The organism is Rania fehmarnensis (assembly GCF_056494185.1).
The window spans coordinates 7,276,252-7,296,565 of the sequence record NZ_CM151398.1; the positions used below are offsets into that span (position 1 = coordinate 7,276,252).

At 55.4% G+C, this 20,314-nt stretch carries 13 protein-coding genes; 10 read left to right on the forward strand and 3 right to left on the reverse strand.

The features are described 5' to 3' along the window. The first annotated feature begins 35 nt into the window (after positions 1 to 35). From SH573x_RS24715 to SH573x_RS24725, 3 genes are all read left to right on the forward strand, one after another. Positions 36 to 860, forward strand: coding sequence for a PIG-L family deacetylase (locus tag SH573x_RS24715; protein ID WP_479350675.1), 825 nt, complete (start codon positions 36 to 38; stop codon positions 858 to 860). Beyond that, positions 842 to 2,179, forward strand: coding sequence for an ATP-binding protein (locus tag SH573x_RS24720; protein WP_479350677.1), 1,338 nt, complete (start codon positions 842 to 844; stop codon positions 2,177 to 2,179). The genes SH573x_RS24715 and SH573x_RS24720 overlap by 19 nt, the downstream gene beginning before the upstream one ends. A 111-nt stretch (positions 2,180 to 2,290) precedes the next feature. Continuing rightward, on the forward strand, positions 2,291 to 2,872 hold the full coding sequence (locus SH573x_RS24725) for a response regulator transcription factor (RefSeq protein ID WP_479350679.1): 582 nt from the start codon (positions 2,291 to 2,293) through the stop codon (positions 2,870 to 2,872). Between the two features lie 79 nt (positions 2,873 to 2,951). Here SH573x_RS24725 and SH573x_RS24730 read toward each other — a convergent pair whose 3' ends face one another. Continuing rightward, complete coding sequence (locus SH573x_RS24730; protein ID WP_479350681.1) at positions 2,952 to 4,091, reverse strand: EAL domain-containing protein; 1,140 nt, start codon at positions 4,089 to 4,091, stop codon at positions 2,952 to 2,954. A 424-nt stretch (positions 4,092 to 4,515) separates the two neighbouring features. Here SH573x_RS24730 and SH573x_RS24735 point away from each other — a divergent pair, with 424 nt between their 5' ends. Beyond that, entirely contained in the window at positions 4,516 to 6,189 is a 1,674-nt protein-coding gene (locus SH573x_RS24735) for a DUF8689 domain-containing protein (RefSeq protein ID WP_479350682.1), read from the forward strand. A gap of 67 nt (positions 6,190 to 6,256) precedes the next feature. Next, the gene (locus SH573x_RS24740) at positions 6,257 to 9,463 is read left to right on the forward strand and encodes a protein kinase domain-containing protein (RefSeq protein ID WP_479350684.1); all 3,207 of its coding nucleotides are present in this window, start codon (positions 6,257 to 6,259) and stop codon (positions 9,461 to 9,463) included. 148 nt (positions 9,464 to 9,611) lie between these two features. On the opposite strand, the gene SH573x_RS24745 is transcribed toward SH573x_RS24740, so the two are convergent. After that, positions 9,612 to 9,857, reverse strand: a complete 246-nt coding sequence (locus SH573x_RS24745) for a hypothetical protein (protein WP_479350686.1) — start codon at positions 9,855 to 9,857, stop codon at positions 9,612 to 9,614. Between the two features lie 99 nt (positions 9,858 to 9,956). On the opposite strand from SH573x_RS24745, the gene SH573x_RS24750 reads away from it, so the two are divergent. The 5 genes from SH573x_RS24750 to SH573x_RS24770 all read left to right on the forward strand — a co-directional run bounded on the left by SH573x_RS24750 (position 9,957) and on the right by SH573x_RS24770 (position 14,700). Beyond that, complete coding sequence (locus SH573x_RS24750) at positions 9,957 to 11,210, forward strand: aminotransferase class V-fold PLP-dependent enzyme (protein WP_479350688.1); 1,254 nt, start codon at positions 9,957 to 9,959, stop codon at positions 11,208 to 11,210. 48 nt (positions 11,211 to 11,258) lie between these two features. Next, entirely contained in the window at positions 11,259 to 11,765 is a 507-nt protein-coding gene (gene coaD, locus SH573x_RS24755) for a pantetheine-phosphate adenylyltransferase (protein ID WP_479350690.1), read from the forward strand. A gap of 34 nt (positions 11,766 to 11,799) precedes the next feature. Further along, positions 11,800 to 12,870 carry a Gfo/Idh/MocA family protein gene (locus SH573x_RS24760; protein WP_479350691.1) on the forward strand — a complete coding sequence of 357 codons (1,071 nt, stop codon included), beginning with the start codon at positions 11,800 to 11,802 and terminating at the stop codon, positions 12,868 to 12,870. Positions 12,871 to 12,884: 14 nt separating this feature from the next. Next, positions 12,885 to 13,445 (forward strand): hypothetical protein, encoded by a 561-nt coding sequence (locus SH573x_RS24765; RefSeq protein ID WP_479350693.1) that lies wholly within the window; start codon positions 12,885 to 12,887, stop codon positions 13,443 to 13,445. Positions 13,446 to 14,031: 586 nt separating this feature from the next. Further along, positions 14,032 to 14,700, forward strand: coding sequence for a DUF4190 domain-containing protein (locus SH573x_RS24770; protein WP_479350694.1), 669 nt, complete (start codon positions 14,032 to 14,034; stop codon positions 14,698 to 14,700). Positions 14,701 to 14,831: 131 nt separating this feature from the next. On the opposite strand, the gene SH573x_RS24775 is transcribed toward SH573x_RS24770, so the two are convergent. Then, on the reverse strand, positions 14,832 to 20,255 hold the full coding sequence (locus SH573x_RS24775) for an ELWxxDGT repeat protein (RefSeq protein ID WP_479350696.1): 5,424 nt from the start codon (positions 20,253 to 20,255) through the stop codon (positions 14,832 to 14,834). Positions 20,256 to 20,314 lie beyond the last annotated feature (59 nt).

Below are 20,314 nucleotides of genomic sequence, written 5' to 3' on the forward strand. Positions count from 1 at the left end.
GCCATGCAGTTCTTGTTAACGAGGTCCGCGATCGAATGTCAGAATTGACTAGTGGAAAGACGATTACCTTGACCAGCACGCCAGCGCCAGAGCAATTAGATGTGATTGCCGTCGGTGCCCATCCAGACGATGTGGAAATCGCCTGCGGTGGTACGCTGGCCAAACTGGCCAGCCAGGGATATCGAGTTGGAATTATCGATTTGACCAATGGCGAGCCCACACCACGCTGTGATGATCCGGCGATTCGGGTGGCTGAAGCCGAAGAGGCGGCCAAAGTGTTGGGAGTGACAGTACGCAAGATCCTGCCGTTCACTAATCGTCGCTTGTTCGATGGCTTTGAGATTCGCTGTGCTCTGGCCACTGAATTTCGCCGTTATCAGCCCAAGATCGTCATTGGATTTGGCAACAAAACTCCGATGGCTTCGCCCGATCATTATCAAGCGATGCTGATTACCGAAGCGGCCATTTTCTATTCGCGACTGACCAAGTGGGACGAGCACTTCGAAGGCTTGCCGGTACATGCGATCCCGGTGTCTTTGTATTTTCAGCTCGCTTTTGAATCCGTGGTCGACATGGGATTTAGTTCTCAAATCACCGTCGATATTTCTGATCAGTTAGACAAGAAACTGGCGTCGATACTTTGCTACCGGACGCAGTTTCCACCTGAGAAGCAGCGAGTGTTGGAACGTGTACGTGCAACGGCGGTGGCCAGTGGCAATGCCGCTGGCTTTGAGGCTGGTGAAGTCCTCGCTTCGGCTCGTCCGCTGGGGTGCGTAGATTTGATGCGCACCATGTTGCCACCACCGCGCTCCGAAGCACAACAAGAAGTCAGCCAGGCATCATGGAATCAGCAAACCTAACACGTCCGACTGCTCATCCACATCCGACTTTCGAGTCGGTGGTGTGGCTGCTACACCTGCGTTGGGTAGCGGTCGCTGGGCAATTGTGTGTCATCGCTGGTGTGCATTGGCTGATGCGCATCACCTTGCCTATCTGGCCGCTGTTAGCGCTGGTCGGTTTTACCGCCGCCACCAACGCGGTGTATTCATTCTGGCTGGACTTGATTAGCAAGCGCCATCGCAAAGACGATAAACATTCGCCGACCTATCATCTGGTGGCTTGCCTGATGCTGGTCGATCTGTTGACCCTTACCGGCATGTTAGGTTTATCCGGTTCACTACAAAACCCTTTTGCGTTGTTCTACTTTGTGAACATAGCCGTAGCCGGTGTGATTCTGACGCCTGTGTGGGCTTGGTCGCTGTGGATTGGTGCAGTAATCTGCGTGATCACGCTGATGCTTGTCGGCAATCCATTGCCAGCGTTGGAAAATAGTTGGACTGGCGCATCGTCGCGCTGGTCAATTGGCCGCATTGGCCTATTGATCTCGTTTGCAACTTGCGGTGGTGTGATCACCTATTTCATTACCATGCTCACCGGAGAATTGAAGCAGCGCGAGCTGGAGTTACAGGCGGCCGAGGATGAACGCCTGCGAGCTCGACAACTCGAGGGACTGGCTACTTTGGCTGCGGGTGCTGGACACGAACTGGCGACGCCGCTTTCCACGATCGCCGTGGTTGTCAAAGAGCTGTCGCGCACAGTTGAGAAACACTCGTTGCCACCTTCAGTAGGCAAAGACATCGCGCTCATTCGCAGTGAACTAGACCACTGTCGTCAGATACTGGATCGATTGGCCAGTGCCGCGGGCGATGCGGCGGGCGAACGTTTGACGGAGACGACGGTCGAAGAGTTTTTCAAGGAAGTTATCTTGGGAGTAAGAGAGCCGACGCGCGTCCAGGTCAGTGTGAGCGATCAAGCCAAGCCGACCTTGTCCGTGCTGCCCATACAAGCCGTGGCTCAAGCCATTCGCAACCTGGTTCAAAATGCTATCGATGCCAGCCAACCTGGAGCCGACGTTCAATTGAAGGGCGAACTGGCAGGTGACAAGTGGCGCATTTTGGTGGTCGATCGTGGCGATGGCATGACACCGGAGGTTTTGCAGCGCATTGGTCAACCATTCTTTACGACTAAAGAACCCGGTCGCGGCATGGGGCTGGGTTTGTACTTGACTCAAAACGTCTTGAATCGACTAGGCGGAAAACTCACCTACACCAGCAAACCTGGGCATGGAACTACGGCCGAGGTTACTTTACCGTGCAAACCTGCACGGGGAGGGGTATAATTATGGGACGAGGCACTTCAATGCACGTTCCTACCCCAATGCGTTCTGCATCCACAAGCAGGAACTCGACCACGAGTTCCATGAGTGACTCCACTTTTATAAAGGGCCCAAATGATGAATGCGACTGAGACCGCACCCGTCAATGTAGCTCCCGAACTGGGAGCCAAGAGCATCATGCTGGTCGACGACAGCTTTGTGTTGCGCGATCGACTCGCTCTAGCATTTCAAGAGCGCGGCTTTCGCGTCTCGGTGGCTGGCAGCTACGACGAGGCACTGATTGTCTTTCGTCAGGCGCCAACCGATCTGGCAGTGCTGGACTTGCGAATGCCTGGCAAGCCCGGCATGGCTTTGATCCCTGAATTGAAAAAGATCCATGCCGATACCAAGATCTTGATTCTGTCGGGATTCGGATCGATTGCTACTGCCATCGACGCGATTCGCTTGGGAGCTACCAACTTTTTGCCCAAGCCAGCCGATGCCGATGACATCCTCAACGCGTTTGCTCGGGTTGGCAACGACATCGAGATTCCTCAAGCCGAAGAGGAGATCCCGGTACCGACGCTAGCGCAGGCCGAATGGGAACACATTCACCGCGTATTGGCCGATTGCGGTGGCAACATCTCGGAAGCGGCTCGTCGCCTGGGCATCCATCGTCGTTCGCTGCAACGCAAACTTCGCAAGCGCGCGCCATAAGAATTTTTTTAGGCAATAAATGGACAAAAACGTCCACAATGTCTCCTTTCGCTCCGCGAAAGGAAAAGCGTCTGGCTATTTATGGAATGGGCGAATATTGTCGCAGAGGCGCTGGCGCGCCGAAGTAGAATCCTTGGGCCGTCGAGAACCCGAGTTCTCGGCACGTCCCGGCCTCAGCCGCGGTTTCGATACCTTCGGCCAGCGGCGCAATACCCAGTTCGCGCACCATTTTGACCAGCGAACCCAACATGCGTTGACGTTCAGTGGGCGCTTGATCGATGCGTCGTATCATCGACATATCGAACTTCAGGTAGTCGGGTGGTGCTTCCACCAATTCGCTCAAGCGAGTTTGGCCGGCACCAAAGTCGTCATAGGCCACACCGATATTTAAATCTCGCAAGCGAGCGCGCATGGTGCGCATTTCGGCGGGATCGGTAACGGCCGCTTCGTGAATCTCCAAAATGATCTTGGCGTCTTGGCTCAGGTGACGTACTTGAGCCATCGAGTCGATCAAACCTTCGCGAGAGATTTCGAAAGGGTGCGTGTTAACAAACAGAATGGCCTCTGCGGGCAGGTTCAAGCCTTCACGAACTCCTTCCCAGCGCAGCATGCGGCTCAGTTCGACTTCCATATTCAGTCGCGCAGCGGCATTGAACATGGCCGCGCAGGATTCCATACCAAATACGCGACTGCGTGCCAACACTTCGTAGCCTAGAGCTCGTCCGCTGAAGATATCGACAATGGGTTGATAGAACGGAGTAACCAGGCGGTTCTCCATTAAGCGATCGAACTGGACCAAGGCCAAGGCTTGATCACATACATCTTCTTGCAGTGTATGACAGGTTGTTCGCCGCACATCGCACTTGACCCGCATGGCCACATCGGCGAACTGCAGCAAGTCTTCTTCGCGAAGCGGTGTCGGTTCGGTAATCCGTCGGCCGTTGACGTAAGTGCCGTTGGTACTCTTGCGGTCGACAACCCACAGTTGATTGCGATCTAGTTGCAAGTCAGCATGGTGACCGGAGATTGTGCGGTAATTTAGTTGGAGACAGCAACCAGGTTGGCGGCCCACTGAAAAGGGAACCGGATCGACCAGGATTTCGCGTTGATCTGCTTCGCTGCCACCGGTGCGCAGCAGCATCCACACAGCTTCTTCGCTGGGCTGGGTTTCTGCTGAAGAAACCGGGCTGCTCAATACTAGTGGTGTTGAAGGTTGCATGATCGGCGTTTTCTCGGGAAACGAATGATCTCGCGCTGCAAGTAAATCTTGGTGTCTACAAACGCTCATGTAATGTAGGACACGCTTAACGTACTGCAGCCAATAATCGGTGGAGATTTTTTAGATTTGTGATTGAAGTGGCTGCGGCTTGAAACTTCCATGCTCTTGTCGCAGCGCCGGTCCCCACTTCCAGCAGCTCTCAAACTTTACCTGCGCGTTAGAACCGGTATTCAAGCTCAGCGGTTAGGCAAAATATTTGCGCTAAGCGGCTTTGCATGGCAGAAGTTTTAATGTGCGGCCTACTTTAACGGAAGTGTGATCATGCCGCGTGGATTGTCGTTTCGCCCGCCGAAATGGCTGTATCACTCAGAAACTAACCCATGCCTCCAGCCACCGTCGGGGCGGGAAAGCAGAGTAACCAGTTATGAATCTAGCCGCATCCAACCTTCTTCGTAACTCAGCCACACTGACTAGTAACGCCTTACCCGGCGTGCTCAGCGATGATCAATACTGGCCGCCCGAGCCGACCAGCTTGGAAGATGCAGGCGTCAGCGAAACGCTAGTCGAATCGCTGATCTGCCAGGTGCTCTTGGCAGTTGGCACCACCAGTGGTCGCAAGATCGCCGAACGCTTGGGACTGCCCTTTGGAATACTCGATCAACAACTGGGTGCGCTACGTACGCGTCAGATCGTGGCGCATGCTCGCTCCGCACCACTCAATGACTTTTATTACAGCCTGACCGAAAATGGCCAGAACCGAGCGATTCAGCATCGCAAAGCTTTCGCTTACGTGGGCCCAGCTCCTGTGCCACTGGCCGACTACATCGTCTCGGTGGAAGCTCAAGCTTCGCAGTTTGATCCCATCCGACGCGAACAGCTGATCAAGGCTCTTTCGGACATTACCTTCGAGCGTCAGTGGCTCGACTTTTTAGGCCCGGCTGTTAACGGTAATGGCGGCATCTTCTTGTACGGACCTCCGGGAAACGGCAAGACTACACTGGCCAAGTGCCTCACCGCCCTGCGCGGCGAAAGCGTATGGATACCGCATGCCATCATCGATGATGGTGTCATTATTAAATTGTTCGATCCGGCTTACCACAAACTGGCTGATCGTAATTTGCCCATGCCTCAGCACCTGGGCTCCTTGAACGTCGACAATACAACCGTTTTGCACATGCAGGACTTCGATCGTCGGTGGGTACGTATTCAACGTCCCACGGTCGTCGTCGGTGGTGAGTTGACGCTGGATAACCTGGAGATTCGCCACGATCCTCGCAGCAACATTTGCGAAGCGCCGCTGCAATTGAAGAGCAACTGCGGTAGCTTGCTGGTCGATGACTTCGGTCGTCAACGCGTAGCACCTGAGGAATTGCTCAATCGTTGGATTGTGCCGCTGGAGAATCGACAAGACTTCTTGACGCTGCCGACCGGCAAGAAGATCGTGGTGCCTTTCGAACAGATCATACTGTTCTCTACCAACTTGCAACCGCACGACCTGGTGGACGAAGCGTTTTTGCGGCGCGTGCCTTTCAAGATTGAGATCACCAATCCTAGCGAAGCTGAGTTCACGGAGTTGTTCCGACGTTCGTGTCAGACCTTTGGACTGCCTTGGCGTCCGGAGGTTGTTCAGCAACTGGTCAAGGAACAGTTCTATCGCGTGGGACGTCCGCTGCGCCGCTGTTATGCGCGCGATTTGCTGGTACAGGTTCGTGCCTACTGTGCATATATGAATGAACCGTTGGATCTGCGGTTGGATTATTTGCAACATGCTTGCCGCAACTACTTCGGTAACTTAATTGCCAATAACGCCGGCATCGTCCCAATTAGTACAACACCCGCCTCTGCGGTTCCCGCTGGCGCCGTGGCAGTCTCCTCACCTGCCCTGGCCACCGGAGCTTCGCCGGCACCTGCCAGCAGCTCGCTGAATCCCCTAGCGCCCCAACCCCTCCTGAATCCTATGGACATGGCCAGCCAGCCATACCGTCCGAACTTTGTCGAACCGATCATGCCCGACGTGTCGGTCAGCCAACAACCACTGGCAACCGCAGCTGTGTCGATGTCGATGCTGCAATTGCCCAAGCCATCCCCTAACGCTTAACGAGTTCGCTGTGTCGGAGATGGACCGACACTTCAGCGACCTGCCAGCCCCAACAGTGATGTGAACTATGACCAATCCCTCTGTAATTCGCGCAGGCTATGAACCTATTCCAGGTTATATCCTTCGGCAACGATTAGGTGCCGGTGGTTATGGAGAAGTTTGGTCGGCCGATGCCCCCGGTGGACTGCGGAAAGCAGTCAAGCTGGTTTATGGGACGCTGGATGAACAGCGTGCCAGCAGCGAACTGAGATCGTTGCAACGTATTCGCCAGGTGCATCATCCACTATTACTGTCGCTGGAACGCATCGAAATCGTCAACGGTCAACTGATCATTGTGACCGAGTTGGCCGAAAGCAGTTTGATGGACAGTTTCCACGCTGCTCGTCGACGTCAGATGCAGGGCATTCCGCGCGACCAATTGTTGGATTACCTGCGCGACGCAGGCGATGCGCTGGATTATCTCTCCCAAAAACACGATTTGCAGCACTTAGACGTCAAGCCTGGTAACTTGTTGCTGATGGCCGATCGCATCAAAGTAGCCGACTTTGGTCTGATCAAAGACTTGCATGATCCCAATGTGTCGATCGTTAGTGGCCTGACGCCAACGCATGCCGCACCAGAATTATTTGATGGCCGGCCCGATCGATTGAGCGATCTGTATTCGCTGGCAGTTGTGTATCAAGAAATGCTGACTGGCAAACTGCCATTCGATGGCAAGACGGCCGGTGAACTGGCGCGTCAGCATTTGCATCAAGCGCCAAACCTCGAACCACTGCCGCCCGCCGATCGTCGAGTCGTCGCGCGCGCACTGGCCAAGCATCCACTGGATCGCTACAGCAGTTGTCGCGCTTTCATCGACGAGCTGCGCAATAGCGGCACCCACGAAAAGTATGCATCCAAAGTTCGGCTGAACGAGCCTGAACGCAACCTTGATTCCCAAAATTCAAATGGGCATGCTTCGGCTGACACTCGATCCGACTCTAGCAGCGACAGCCGCGGAACGTCGACATGCACCTCACCAGCCTTGCTGTGTGGCTTGCAAGCCATGCCTCCACTGCCGACAGCCGATTCTGCCGACGGATGGCAAGCGCCGCTATGCATGTTCATCGGGCTCGGTGGATTCGGCTGCCATGCTTTGACCCGCTTGCGTAACTTGCTCGATCAAAAAATCGATAATCGCAGACGCTCGGCCGACCATCAATGGTTAGCGATCGACACCGATTTTGACTTGCTGAGCGAAATTTCCAATACGCGTTTGCCCGGTGGTCTGGACTATCGCAACGTCTGCCACTTAAAACTCTTTCGACCGCAAGACTATCGTGAACGCAATGATGAGCGTTTCAATGTGATCTCGCGGCGTTGGCTATACAACATTCCCCGCTCGCAGAAGACAGAAGGCGTTCGTCCGCTGGCCACACTGTCACTGGTCGATCACTTCGAAGAAGTACAACATCGCTTATATGACCAGCTGAAGAAGCTCTTGGCCACTCGGCAGCAACTGGAAGGCGACGAGTGTCAGCCGATTCGAATTTATGTCAGTGCTTCGATGCACGGTGGAACTGGTAGCGCGCTGCTGGCTGATATCGGTCGCATGGTCCGCAATGTTTTGGCGCAGTTGGAATGCCACGATTACTTCCTGATCGGCACCGGTACCATTGCGACGACGACAGGCAATCACAATGCGTTACCGGCGGCCGCTGCGATCGCCACGCTGTGCGAGCTGGATGCCCAAATGGAAAATGGGAACTTCATTCCCGCATTGATGTCAAACAACGCACCTAAGAAATCAGCCAGTTCCAAACCCTATGATTGGGTCACCATGGTCGACGGTGGTATCTTTGCCAACAACGAAGATAGTGAGAACGCCGTCGAAGACTTGAGCGAACTGCTGTGGGTGGATAGCCACACTTTGGTCGGTCCCACGCTGGATTCTACCCGCCATCCACAAGGTCCGCATCACGACATCAAGCCACGCAGTTGGTTACGCGCTGCCCGCAGTTCACTGGTTCAGCTTGGTCAAGACCTACAACCTGCGCAAGTCGCTCGTCTATGCTGCAGCGCAGCAATTTCCCGCTGGCATGCTTGCGTAACCAGCGGAGTAAACCTGCAGGGCAATCTCGAAACCACCAGCGATGCCGTTGGCTGGTCGCAGAACCAAACCACGGCCATTGTCGAACACTTGTCCTCCGAATGTTTACGGCTGTTGCGTCTAGCTGTTAACGACGATGCCTCAGCCGATGAGAACTCGGGCAGCCCCAATCCTTTCCGCAATCGCATTTCGCAGAGTCCGGAGGCCACGCGCCTGCAATTGGAACGCGATCTGCGCAGCTGTCGCGAGTGGTTGGCCAGCCACATTCGTCCTTCGTACATCTCGTGGAAACTGCTACAGCGAATTGTGCTGCGCACAGTGGAACGCATGTTGATGCTGGCCACCGGCCCCGAAGCAGACTTGCGAAAACTGGCTGACGAAGATACACCACATCGCGAAGCCATCTCGCAGATGGAATCTGCTGCGCTACGCCTGTACATCAAACAGTTGGCCGATCGTTGCATGCAGCAGTTGCAACAGGCTCAACCGCAAATCGAACAGTTCGCTGGCACACTTGTCAGTTGGGCTGGGTCTTTGCAAGCCGAACAGAAGATGCAAGGTGCTGGCGAAATTACGCTGGAACAGTCCAGCGTGCCGGTCGCTTGGCGCCACATGATCCAACGTATCCAATCGACCCTCGATGCGACGTTGCAGCGTTATGTAGTCGGTCGTTGCTTCAACGCCTTCTCAGGCGACCACGATGGCCAAGAGGCAGCCGCCAACATGCTCAGCCTCGAGCATCTCTTGCGATTGTCCGTCGACCTGGTCAGCCGCATGATGCGTGAAGCTGGAATTACTCCCGCTACGCCCGTTCCAGATAACAGCAGCGGTACGCGCAGTATTGTGCTTCAAGATGTGGAATCACTAATACCACCTGCCGCCTTGCGCGGTGGACGCCTTCATCGGCTGTTGGCAGTCACGCCCTCGCAACTGCATGACATTCAACCACGTCTGACACAACTAGACATGGCCGAGTCTTGTACCATGGTGCCTGCCCAATATGGCGAAGAACCAGTCGCCGTCTGCGATGCCAATGAACTGAACTTGCCCGCCATGATCAGTTCTTTCTGGCGTCCCACGGGCGAAACTCTCAAACTGGCCGAGCGGCTTCACACGCGATGCGACGTCGCCTGGCCCGGCGTAGATTGCCTGCTGGCCTCCGATCAACTGCAGAGCGCGCACTGAGCACCTTTGGAGTGCGGCCTTTGGAGTGCGGTGCCATCTGGCATCGCTTTGATGTAAGCAAAGCCTCTAAACGCAGTCTGAGTCACTCTGGACGCCTGGATCACTTAGTTCGAGCGGGCTGCGGCAGCATTGAGTTATCACACCAAAGCTACTTCAGCTCTTTAAAGCTGGTCCAGCTCACAAAACCCAGGCCGGCCGCACATAGTAGAAAAATGATATCCATTGTCAGGCTGCTCATCTTGAACGGCGCCAACGACACCATGCCCGCCATCCCAAAGATCAGGTCGGCGAGAAAGATTAAGAACACGAGGATGGCAATAACCAATCCAGTCAAGCACAATGCTTTAGGCATCAACCAACCTCGAGGGATCGTCGCAGAGAAGTCGTTAGCCATTCGGGGCTCCAGCGTAGTATAGTCCAACTTCTTTGGCTGTCACCTGGACTGCCTATTTAGCCTATTTTCGTTTGTAAATTGTTTAGATCAAGTTCCACTATGACCGTTATGAACCCACCAGACCAGCGCGCGGAACCCCCATCTGGCTCAGGGTTTGCGCGGACTGACCTCCGCCGGCACATGCCGATTACCCAGCGTTTTGCCTACTTCGACCATGCCGCTGTCTCGCCACTGCCGCTGGTCGCAGCCGAGGCGATTGCCAAGTACGCCCAACAAGCCAGCCAGTTGGGCGACACCCCCTGGATGGACTGGAGCCGCTGCACAGAAGTTCTGCGTGAGCAGCTGGCTCAACTAATTTCAGCCAGTGTAGACGAAATTGCGTTCATCCCCAATACTTCTACCGGCATCGGTCTGGTGGCCGAAGGCTTGCGTTGGCAAAGCGGCGATAGCCTGGTCGTACCGGCCAACGAGTTCCCCTCGAACCTGGCTCCCTGGCGCAATTTGGCCCGCCGTGGCGTTGAGGTCCGCGAAGTTCCCGTGCCAGCTGATCCCAGTGGCGCTAGTCCCGTGCAACTGGAGAAATTGCTGGAAGCGATCGATTCGACGACGCGCTTGGTGGCGGTCAGTTGGGTTGGATTTCTGTCGGGCTGGCGGATCGATGTCGCCAGGTTTTGCCAAGCCATTCATGATCGCGGCGCGATGATGTTCTTGGATGCAATTCAGGGCATCGGCGCCTTCCCGCTAAACGTCTCCGCCTGCGGCGTGGACTTCTGCGCAGCGGATGGTCACAAGTGGATGCTCGGCCCAGAAGGCGCTGGACTGATGTACATCCGGCGCGATCGCATGGAACTGCTGGATCCGCTGATGATCGGTTGGCACAGTCTGGATGAGCGAGCAGCCTTTGATCCCGATAATATTTCACTTAAATCCACTGCCGCGCGTTACGAAGGCGGCTCAGCCAACATGCCGGGGCTGATTGGACTACAGAGCAGCATTCAACTCCTATTGGAATGCCAGGCGCATCGGCCCGGCAGTGGATTTGCCGCAGCGATTCTAGAAAACGTGGCTGAACTGGCTGAGCGGCTTAAGCCACTCGGTTGCTGGACGTCTGTCCCTGACAGCCTGGAGCATCGCAGTGGCATCGTGACGATTGGCTGGCCCGAGGCCACCGGTGCTCGCGATCCGCTGCAAGCTCGCAAACTCTGTCTAAGCCGAGGAATTGTCACCAGTGTGCGCGGTGGCCGCTTGCGAGCTAGTACCCATGCATACAACAATAGCGACGACATTAGTCGCTTGATCGAGTGCCTGGAGGGATTTCTGCAGCCAGGCAGGTCTACTGCATCGGTCCAGTAGAGGAAGTTACAGGCTGGAAGCCTATGCCACACTTAACGGAACATCATTATGGCCAAAGCCCACAGTATTGCCGTCTACACCGGTTCGTTCGATCCGGTTACGCTTGGTCACCTACATATCATTCAGCGGGCCGCCAAGCTGTTTGACAAACTGATCGTGGGAATTGGCTATAACGCTGAAAAGAAATCGCTGTTCACGCCCAGCGAGCGCATCGATTTGATCCAGCGTGTAGTGAAAGACTTGGCCAATGTCGAGGTGCGTTCTTTTGATGGCCTGGCTGTCAAGTTCGTGCGGAGTTGTGGTTCGCGGGTCATGGTGCGCGGTGTGCGACCGTTAACAGATATCGCTGGCGAGTTCACCATGATGATGGCCAATCGGCAACTGGACGAAGACATGGAAACAGTTTTCCTGATGGCCGACGAAGAATATGCCCACGTCTCTAGTTCGCTGATCAAACAAATCGCGCTCTTGAGCGACGATAAAATGCTTTCGCGATTTGTGCCCCGACCCATCATCAAATCCTTGCGACAAAAACTGCTCGACCAGCAGTCGTGAGAATTCCTGAAGCTTACAGCCCAAAGCCTGCTCCATGACTTGTCGTCTTGATCAACTCGCCGCCGTCGCCTACTTGCCTCAATCGCCCAAGAGCTACGCTCCCAACATTGGTATCATTGGTTGTGGAGGCATCTCGGGTTATCACTTGCAAGCCTACAAAGCCGCCGGATTTCGAGTGACCGCGCTGGCCGATTTGAACAAGACGCGGGCGGTCTCACGACGTGATGACTATTACCCCGAAGCCCTGGCCACCGATGACCTGCAGCAAATCTGGCGCGATGAATCGATCGAAGTTGTCGACATTACCACGCACCCGGCCGAGCGCGTGGACTTGATTCGCGCAGCTTTGAATGCGGGCAAACATGTGCTCAGCCAAAAACCGTTTGTGCTCGACTTGGACGTGGGACTGGAACTGGTAGAACTGGCTGCCAAACGCAATCGCTACTTGGCTGTAAATCAAAACGGCCGCTGGGCGCCGCACTTCAGCTATGCTCGACGCGTGGCGCAGCAAGGCCTCATCGGCAAAGTCTTCGGCGCGCACATGTCATGTCACTGGGATCATCGTTGGGTACGCGGCACTCCCTTTGAAGAGATCCGACACCTGGTCTTGTATGACTATGCGATTCACTGGTTTGATATTTTGCGATGTTTCTTGCCCAATTGCACGGCGCAGCGTGTGTTTGCCTCAACTGCTCGCGCCCCGGGTCAGGATCTGAAGCCCAATCTATTGGCTCAAGCGGTGATCGAGTTCGACGAAGCTCAGGCCACGCTGGCCTTTGATGCCTGCGTGCCCGCCGGCTCGCAAGAACGCACTTATCTCTCTGGTACGTTGGGCAGCTTGACCAGTTCGGGCTCAGGCAATCAAGAGCAATCGCTGACGGTGAACGTCATTGAGGGTTCATGGACTCCCAAGCTCAGCGGTCAATGGTTTCCCGATGGCTTTCACGGAACCATGGGCGAACTGCTGTGCGCCATCGAAGAGAATCGCCCCACCTCGATCGACGCCTCAGATAACTTAGACAGCCTGGCACTGTGTTTTGCAGCGGTGGCTAGCGCCGATAGCGGCATGCCCATTCGGCCGGGCCAAGTCAGAAAGATGCCCTAGCTCAAACATCACCGATGCCAAATTTTCTTGACATCATTATCGAGATTCTCACCTTCGGCATCGTGCTGTCGCTAATACTGTTCTGCCCTGTCTGGGCGCCTGGACTGGTTTATCTAGACCTGGCAATTCATGTGGGCGCTAACACACCGGGGCGACCGCGTGTTTGCCTGATCGACTTGTTTGTAGGGACGTTTCAATTGGCAGCGGTCAACGCTTTGCTCATGCTGATGCGTCGCGAGCTCTCTGGCCCGCAGTTTACCTTCCTGCAAGTGGTAAGCAATTGCTTTGTGGCCTTGGTGTGGCTGGGGTGCTTGAAGTTCATGTACCACCGCGGCATAACCAAGCCTCAACATCGCTTATTGGTGCAAGCCGTTTACTATCCGCTATCCATTGTGGCAGTGGGCGAGTTCCTGTGCTCGATTTTCTTTTTGTTTACCGGGGCTTACCGCTGGCCAGAGAGCATTGTGGTGCCGATTATTTTGGCGACCGTCGCCTGGTCGGTACTGTATTACCTGCGAAAGACTTTTTCACAGCTAATCATCTCAAGCGCCACCAACGCTCAGCGAGTTCATTAGTTTCATTCCGGCTAATCAAATCTAAAGTACTTTATACATAAACTAAACACTGTCCATCGCGCCGTTTCGTACTCCTACTCCTACTCCTACTCCTACTCCTACTCCTACTCCTACTCCTACTCCTACTCCTACTCCTACTCCTACTCCTACTCCTACTGGATCGCTGGACTAACAAATCGAATCGATTCGAGTGGGAGTAGGAGTACGACCGCGAAAGGCGAAATTGGTCGCCGGGTTCCGACACAATTGGGGCCCGACTTTTGCACCGCCACCAGCGGGTGTAGCTGAACGCTTCAGGCCAGCTAGCAAAACATTCACGTAAATTTCAATGCGCTAGCTAGTAAATGTACCTGCGGCAACATCTATACTGCTAGGCATCGCACCCTTGCCCGAGTCTCTGCCAGCGAGTACCATAGCACCACTCTCTACAATTGTAGAGAACCTTAGCCGACGCCAATGAGAATATGACAGCCCTTTTGGGCCGAGTAGTGTTCTTCTGAGTCGCTTGGTAAACTTACGTTGGTATCCCTCGGGGCAAGTGCAATCTGATTTCCCCTCACAGACAATCCGTCACGAGGCCCGGTTAATGGCGAAGAGAGAGTTTGATGTATTCGAAATTCACATGCCCACCAATCCCATGGGAACGGCGGCCTTTGTGGTTTCGTTGGTAGCCTTATTAACGTTAGGTATTCTGTCGCCTGTCAGTCTGGTGCTGTCGATTGCTGGCGTGCAGAGACAGCCACGCGATTTGGCGATCGCGGGCCTAACACTTTCGACCATTGGCTGTTTGGTGTTGATTGGGCTGTTGCTCTTTTCATCCACTGTTCTGGATTATCTAAGCGGCACAACTCGCGACAATTCGTTTAGTGGTTCACGCGCCAAATGGTCAGCCCCCGTTGAAACTCGATCCCAGTTGGAACCTTACGAAGAACCGGTCGGGCACCCCTGGGCTGTCGCCTCCAAAGCTCGACTCGGTGAAAGCCCACTTGGATCACCGACACTCTATTTTCAGCTCAAGAATGTATCCAGCGAACCGATCAGCCGCATCAAGGTGGATGTGGCGGTTACCGATAAGAGCAATGGTGGCGTCATGGCCCAAGCCAACATGGCTGGCTCGTTCAATAAACCCATCCAGCCCGGCACCTCGCGTCCAGTTGAACTGAGAATCCCACTCACCTCGGATTTGAACGCCATCTTTCCTGATCCCAACGAAGTGATCGTCACCATCACCCACGCGGAAATGCCCGGCTCGTAACCCTGTAGCGGAAGCCGTCAAGGCTTTCGTACGAACGGCGCGACTTGATTTCGAAAGCCTTGACGGCTTCCGCTACATTTATCGGCCGCACGTTTTATTCACAGGCTGGAAGCCTATGCCACACTTGTCCACTAGACGTTGACTTCCTTGGTTGCACTGGCGCTCCCACCATCGCCGTCCGTGAGTTGCAAGCTGATCAACTTGGCCGGCCCTGGTCCATACAGGCCGTCGATGCGGAAGGTCAGCTTGCGCACTAAGGCTTGCACGGCTGAGCTCGTGGCTGATGCATTGAACGTAATGCTCAGTGGCGTGGAAGTGGTACCACCGGTGAAGCTACCGATGGTGACTCCACCGAAGGTCACGTTGCTGCCCGACGTACCGATCTGTCCAGCTGCGGTACCTTCATTGCGAATGGCCAGCACATCCAAGGCCGAACCGTTGGCAATCACCGACACAGTTAAGCTTCCGCCGGCAAAGTTAGCTGAATCGACGTCCGCTACAGTGGCAGTGTTATCGATATCGATAGCCGGGGCCAAAGGCGTGTAGCTGGCGACCGCTCCGGGCAGCGTAAGGGTTGGATTGTCGTTGACTGCGGTGACCGTCATCACTTGGGTCACGCTCAGACTGGTTCCTCCATCGCCATCGTTTAACAAGAACTGAATCGTGCGCGGCGGCGTGGCTGGGTCTTCCGAAATATTGGAGAACGTTATGTTGCGAAGCAAGGCCCGGGTGGTGACGGGCGTGGCGTTGACGTTCAAGAAAATCGTGAGGGCCGTCGTGCCTATGCCGGCGTTGGTACCTAGGGTACCGATCGTCTGACCACCAAAGAGCACGCTGGTACCAGCCAAACCAATTTGCCCCGCTGCGAAACCTTCGTTGCGCACCGCCAGGCGATCGCTGGCCGTTCCGCCCGCAGTATAGCGCACTGTCAAGTTACCACCCGCGAAGTTCAACGAATCGGGATCGACGATCGTTGCGGCGGGAGCCAAAATCACCGGTGGATCGTTCTCACTGTATGTGCCAGTGGCGGGAATGAACTCCAACACGGCTCGATCATTCACTGCAATGACGTTTAGAGTTTCAACCACCGGTACACTGGCACCACCATCACCATCGGTTAACACGAACTGGACGCTGCGTGGTAGAGTCGTCGGTGCGTTACTGTTGGTGCGGTAGGTCACACTGCGCAGTAACGCTTGAACGGCTACGCTGGTTGCATTGGTCGTGAGTGTCACGGTCAAAGGTGCCAGCGAGGTACCGCCGGCCAGTGTCCCAATCAACACTCCGCCGTATCGCACGTTGGCTCCGCTGACCCCGATTTGGCCAGGCGCGCTACCTTGGCTGCGAACCGCCAAGATGTCGCTTGTCGCCCCATTTTCCGTCAGCGTTACGCTCAGCACGCCAGTGGCGAAGTTAGCTGAATCAACATCGTTGACAGTGGCTGCCGAAGCGAGAATTAGTGCGGCACCGTTTTCTGTATAGTTTATCGAACTGGTAACTTGATCAAGGACCGGCGCATCGTTGGTCGCGCTAACGGAGATCGTCGCCAGAGCAGGCAGACTGCTGGCCGATGCGCCGTCGCTGACTTGCACCGAGATGGTGCGTGCGGCGGTCGACGGAGTATCACCTAACGTTTGGAAGGTCACATTGCGAAGCAAAGCTTCTACCGCAGCAGTGGTGGCATTGGCATTCAGAGCGATACTCAGCGCCGTCGATCCAACGCCTCCGCTTACCGAGCCAATCACCACGGGCCCGGTAACCGAACCATAGAGCACAAAGTTGCCAGATCGTCCGATTTGTCCAACCGAGAAGCCTTGGTTGTTGATCTCCAAGCGATCATTGACGTCGGCACCCACGACAATCGTTACCGTAACCGTACCACCGGCCAGGTTGTTTTCACTGTCGCTAATGACGGCTACAGGATCGATGACGCTGGGCGCTGCGTCTTCAACGTATACGCTCGGACTACCAGGCAACCCGACAACGGGCGCATCGTTGACCGCCGCTACGGTTACGGTGACAGTCACTGGCAATGAAGTACCACCGTCGCCGTCAGTGATCGAGATGACTAGCGTTCTCGGCGCTACACTTGGATTTTCGCTCAGATTAGCAAACTGCAAATTTCGCAGCAGGGCTTCTGTCGCAGCCGGTGTCGCGCTACTGTTGAGAGTGACCCCCAGGTCGCCGCCATTGGCTCCGGAGCTAATGGAACCGATAACGACACCGCTAAAGGTAACGTCACTGCCGGCCAGACCGATTTGCCCGACCGCCGTACCTTCATTGCGCACCGATAAACGATCGTCACTATCACCGGCGCTCAACTGCACGTTCACGACACCCGTATCCAGGTCCACAGAATCGATGTCTGAGAACGTAGCTGCCGCATCCAGCACAGTGGCTGAACTGTTTTCTGTGTAGTTGACAGGCCCCGAGTTGACGACCACCTCGGGAGCATCATTGACCGGTGCGATACTGATCGTGCGCGAGCCGCTAGCGCTGAGCGGTGCTCCCAGTCCGATATTGCCCAAGTCGTTAACCGCTAGAGTCAACGTGGCCGTCGTCGATTGGTTGGCGGGGGGAGTAAAACTCAAACCCGTCGCAGCCAGTGTCGCATTGATGTTGGCCAGCGGTGCACTCAGGACTACTAGCCCCGTGTTGTTGCCAACCACGTTACCGGCCAACACTCCGCCGAGTACGGAGGTGTCTATAGCGAGCGTGCCCACATCGACGCTCAGCGTCACTTCAATGAACGCAGTGTCCGAGTCGACATCGTCAATGGAGATTCCGGAGAGTGCTACGGCGGTGTCTTCGATTGTGGTCGGCAACGCGGGTGGCAATGTAATGGTTGGGGCTTGGTTAGGCGAGAGGATAAACAGTTCATCACCACTGCTGCCGTTATCGGCAGTGAAGGTAACGCGTGTGCCGAGGGCAGTCAGGTTGGTGATGTCGGATCCGACCGGGCCAACCCACAGATCGACAATCTGCTGTGTGCCAGCCGTTGTACCGTCGCTTTTCCAAAGTTCGCGGCCTGTCTCTGGCAAAAAGGCTGTAAAGACCAGCTCGCCATTGACGTTAACCAGGCTTTGTGGATTGGAACTGCTCAGCCCCGGCAAGATGTCCTTGACCAACTGGGTTCCGGCGAGTGTACCGTTGCTCTTCCACAATTCGACTCCGCTATTGCTCAGTTCTTCGAAGGCAGCGAAGTACAGCACACCGTTGACGTTGGTGAGGAAATTAGGATCATCAAACAAGCTCTCGGTACCTTCGATCGCGACGGTGGTTGCGCTGGTGCCGTTACTCTTGAAGAGTTCGAAGTTGCCCCCGCTCTCGTCGCGGGCCGCAAAGTACAGTGTGCCACTTACATTGACCAGTTGGGTTGGCTCGGAGCTGGCATAAGGATCGCTGGCGATGTTCTTAACCATCACCGTACCAGCGGCAGTTCCATTACTCTTCCACAACTCAAATCCGTTAATTTGATCATTGGCCGAGAAGTATAGCGTGGATGCGACAGCCGTCAGTCCAGAAGCATAGGCCGAGACGCTACCGGGCCCGATGTCACTGACTAGTGACGTACCGGCAACCGTGCCGTTGCTCTTCCAGAGCTCTCGTCCGTTGATGCCGTCGTCGGCCAGGAAATACAGCGTCGACCCCACGGCAGTCAAGTTGTTCGGGTAGCTGCTGTAGTAGCCAGACCTGATGTCACTCACCAAGGTCGTGGTCGCGGCTGTGCCACTGCTCTTCCAGAGTTCGCGGCCAATAGTATTGTCGGCGGCGGTGAAGTACAACACCGAACCGATATTCATCAACTGCTGCGGCGTGCTCGAATAAACACCGTTCAAGTTCGCGACCAGTACGGTGCCCGCACTGGTACCGTTGGACTTCCACAACTCGCGACCGTTTGCATCGGAGGCCACAAAGTAAAGTGTGCCGTTGACATTGATCAAATCCGATGGATAGGAACCGCTGGCTCCGGGCGATATGTCCTTGACCAGCGACGTACCCGCAGCCGTACCATCCGTTTTCCACAGTTCGACTCCGTTGGCCGCAGTGCTGGCCACGAAATACTCCGTAGCCCCCACGACCACAGAGCTGGTAGGTGTGCCGCTGGAATTGGTGGGCTCGATGTCTTTGACCAGCGTCGTGCCGGCAGTGGTCCCATTGCTGCCCCACAATTCAACACCTGTGGTTGGATCCTGGGCGACGAAGATCAACTGGCCATTGACTGCGGTCAGCGACCCTGGATACGAACCGTAGATGCCAGGATTAACATCTTTGACCAGCACGGTGCCCGCGGTGGTGCCATCGCTGACGAAAAGTTCGCGGCCAGTGGCTGCGGTTGAAGCTGTGAAATAGATCGTGCTGCCGACGTTCATAATCCGCTGTGGCGATGAACTCGCATAGTCACCGGTTATATCTTTGACCAACACGGTACCTGCAGACGTGCCATTGGATGCCCACAGTTCGTCACCTGTGTCTCCAAAGGCGCTAAAGTACAGTCGACCATTGCCGTTGACCAAATTACGCGGAAACGTGCTGCCACCGAGACCCGTTTCCACTTGCACCGTGCCGGCGGCCGTACCGTTGGATTTCCACAATTCACTGTTAACAGAGAAGAAGACCGTCCCCGAAACATCCGTCAGGTAAGCGGGGTAGGAGCTGTTGGTACCAGCAAAGATATCGCGAACAACGATGGTGCCTCCCGAGGTACCGTTGCTCTTCCACAACTCAGTACCATTGGCTGTGTTGGTGGCCACAAAGAACAACGTACCGTTGGAGTTGATCAGGTTGGTCGGACTGGAACTGCCATTGCCGGTGACGATGTCGCGCACCTGCACAGTGCCGGCAGCCGTACCATTGCTCTTCCAAAGTTCGTTGCCGGCGCTGGTGGTGGCTGCGAAATACAGAGTGCCTGAGACATTGACTAGCTGCGTCGGGCTGGAACTACCGACACCGCGAACGATATCTTTGACCAGTACCGTGCCGCCTGCCGTGCCATCGGTCTTCCACAACTCCGCCCCGGTGCTGTTGGAACCTTGACGGAACGCCACGAAGAACAGTGTATTGTCGACCGCCGTTAACCAACTGGGCGAAACACTGCCGACGCTACCATCGACCAGCACCGTACCTGACTCCGTGCCATCGCTTTTCCAAAGTTCCGACTGACCTGTGGCCGGATCGGCGGCTGTGAAGTACAGCGTACCGTTGACGTTGGTCAGGTTGGATGGATATGAGCCATAGGCGGCAGTCGGTTGCAGGTCTTTCACCATCTGCGTGCCTGCAGCCGTCCCGTCACTCTTCCAGAGCTCAGCTCCGGCGGCCCGCGAATTGGCCTGAAAGAAGACCGTGCCGTTGACTTCCACAAAGTTGGTAGGCGACGAGGTCACCGGATCGAGGCCAAAGTCGATCAGCAGGGGATTGACTGCCATTACCTGACGTATTTCAAGTCCTTCGACCAACAATTTCTTGGTCAGCCGCCGCCGCTGACGCTGCCAGCGCGGAGCACAGCGTGAGGACAGACGTTCAGCCAGTGAGCGGGCAATCGCGCGTAAGGACATAGCAGTCTCGACAGAGGGGAACGAGGTCGCAATGAATGTATTTGGTCGCCGCTGAAGTT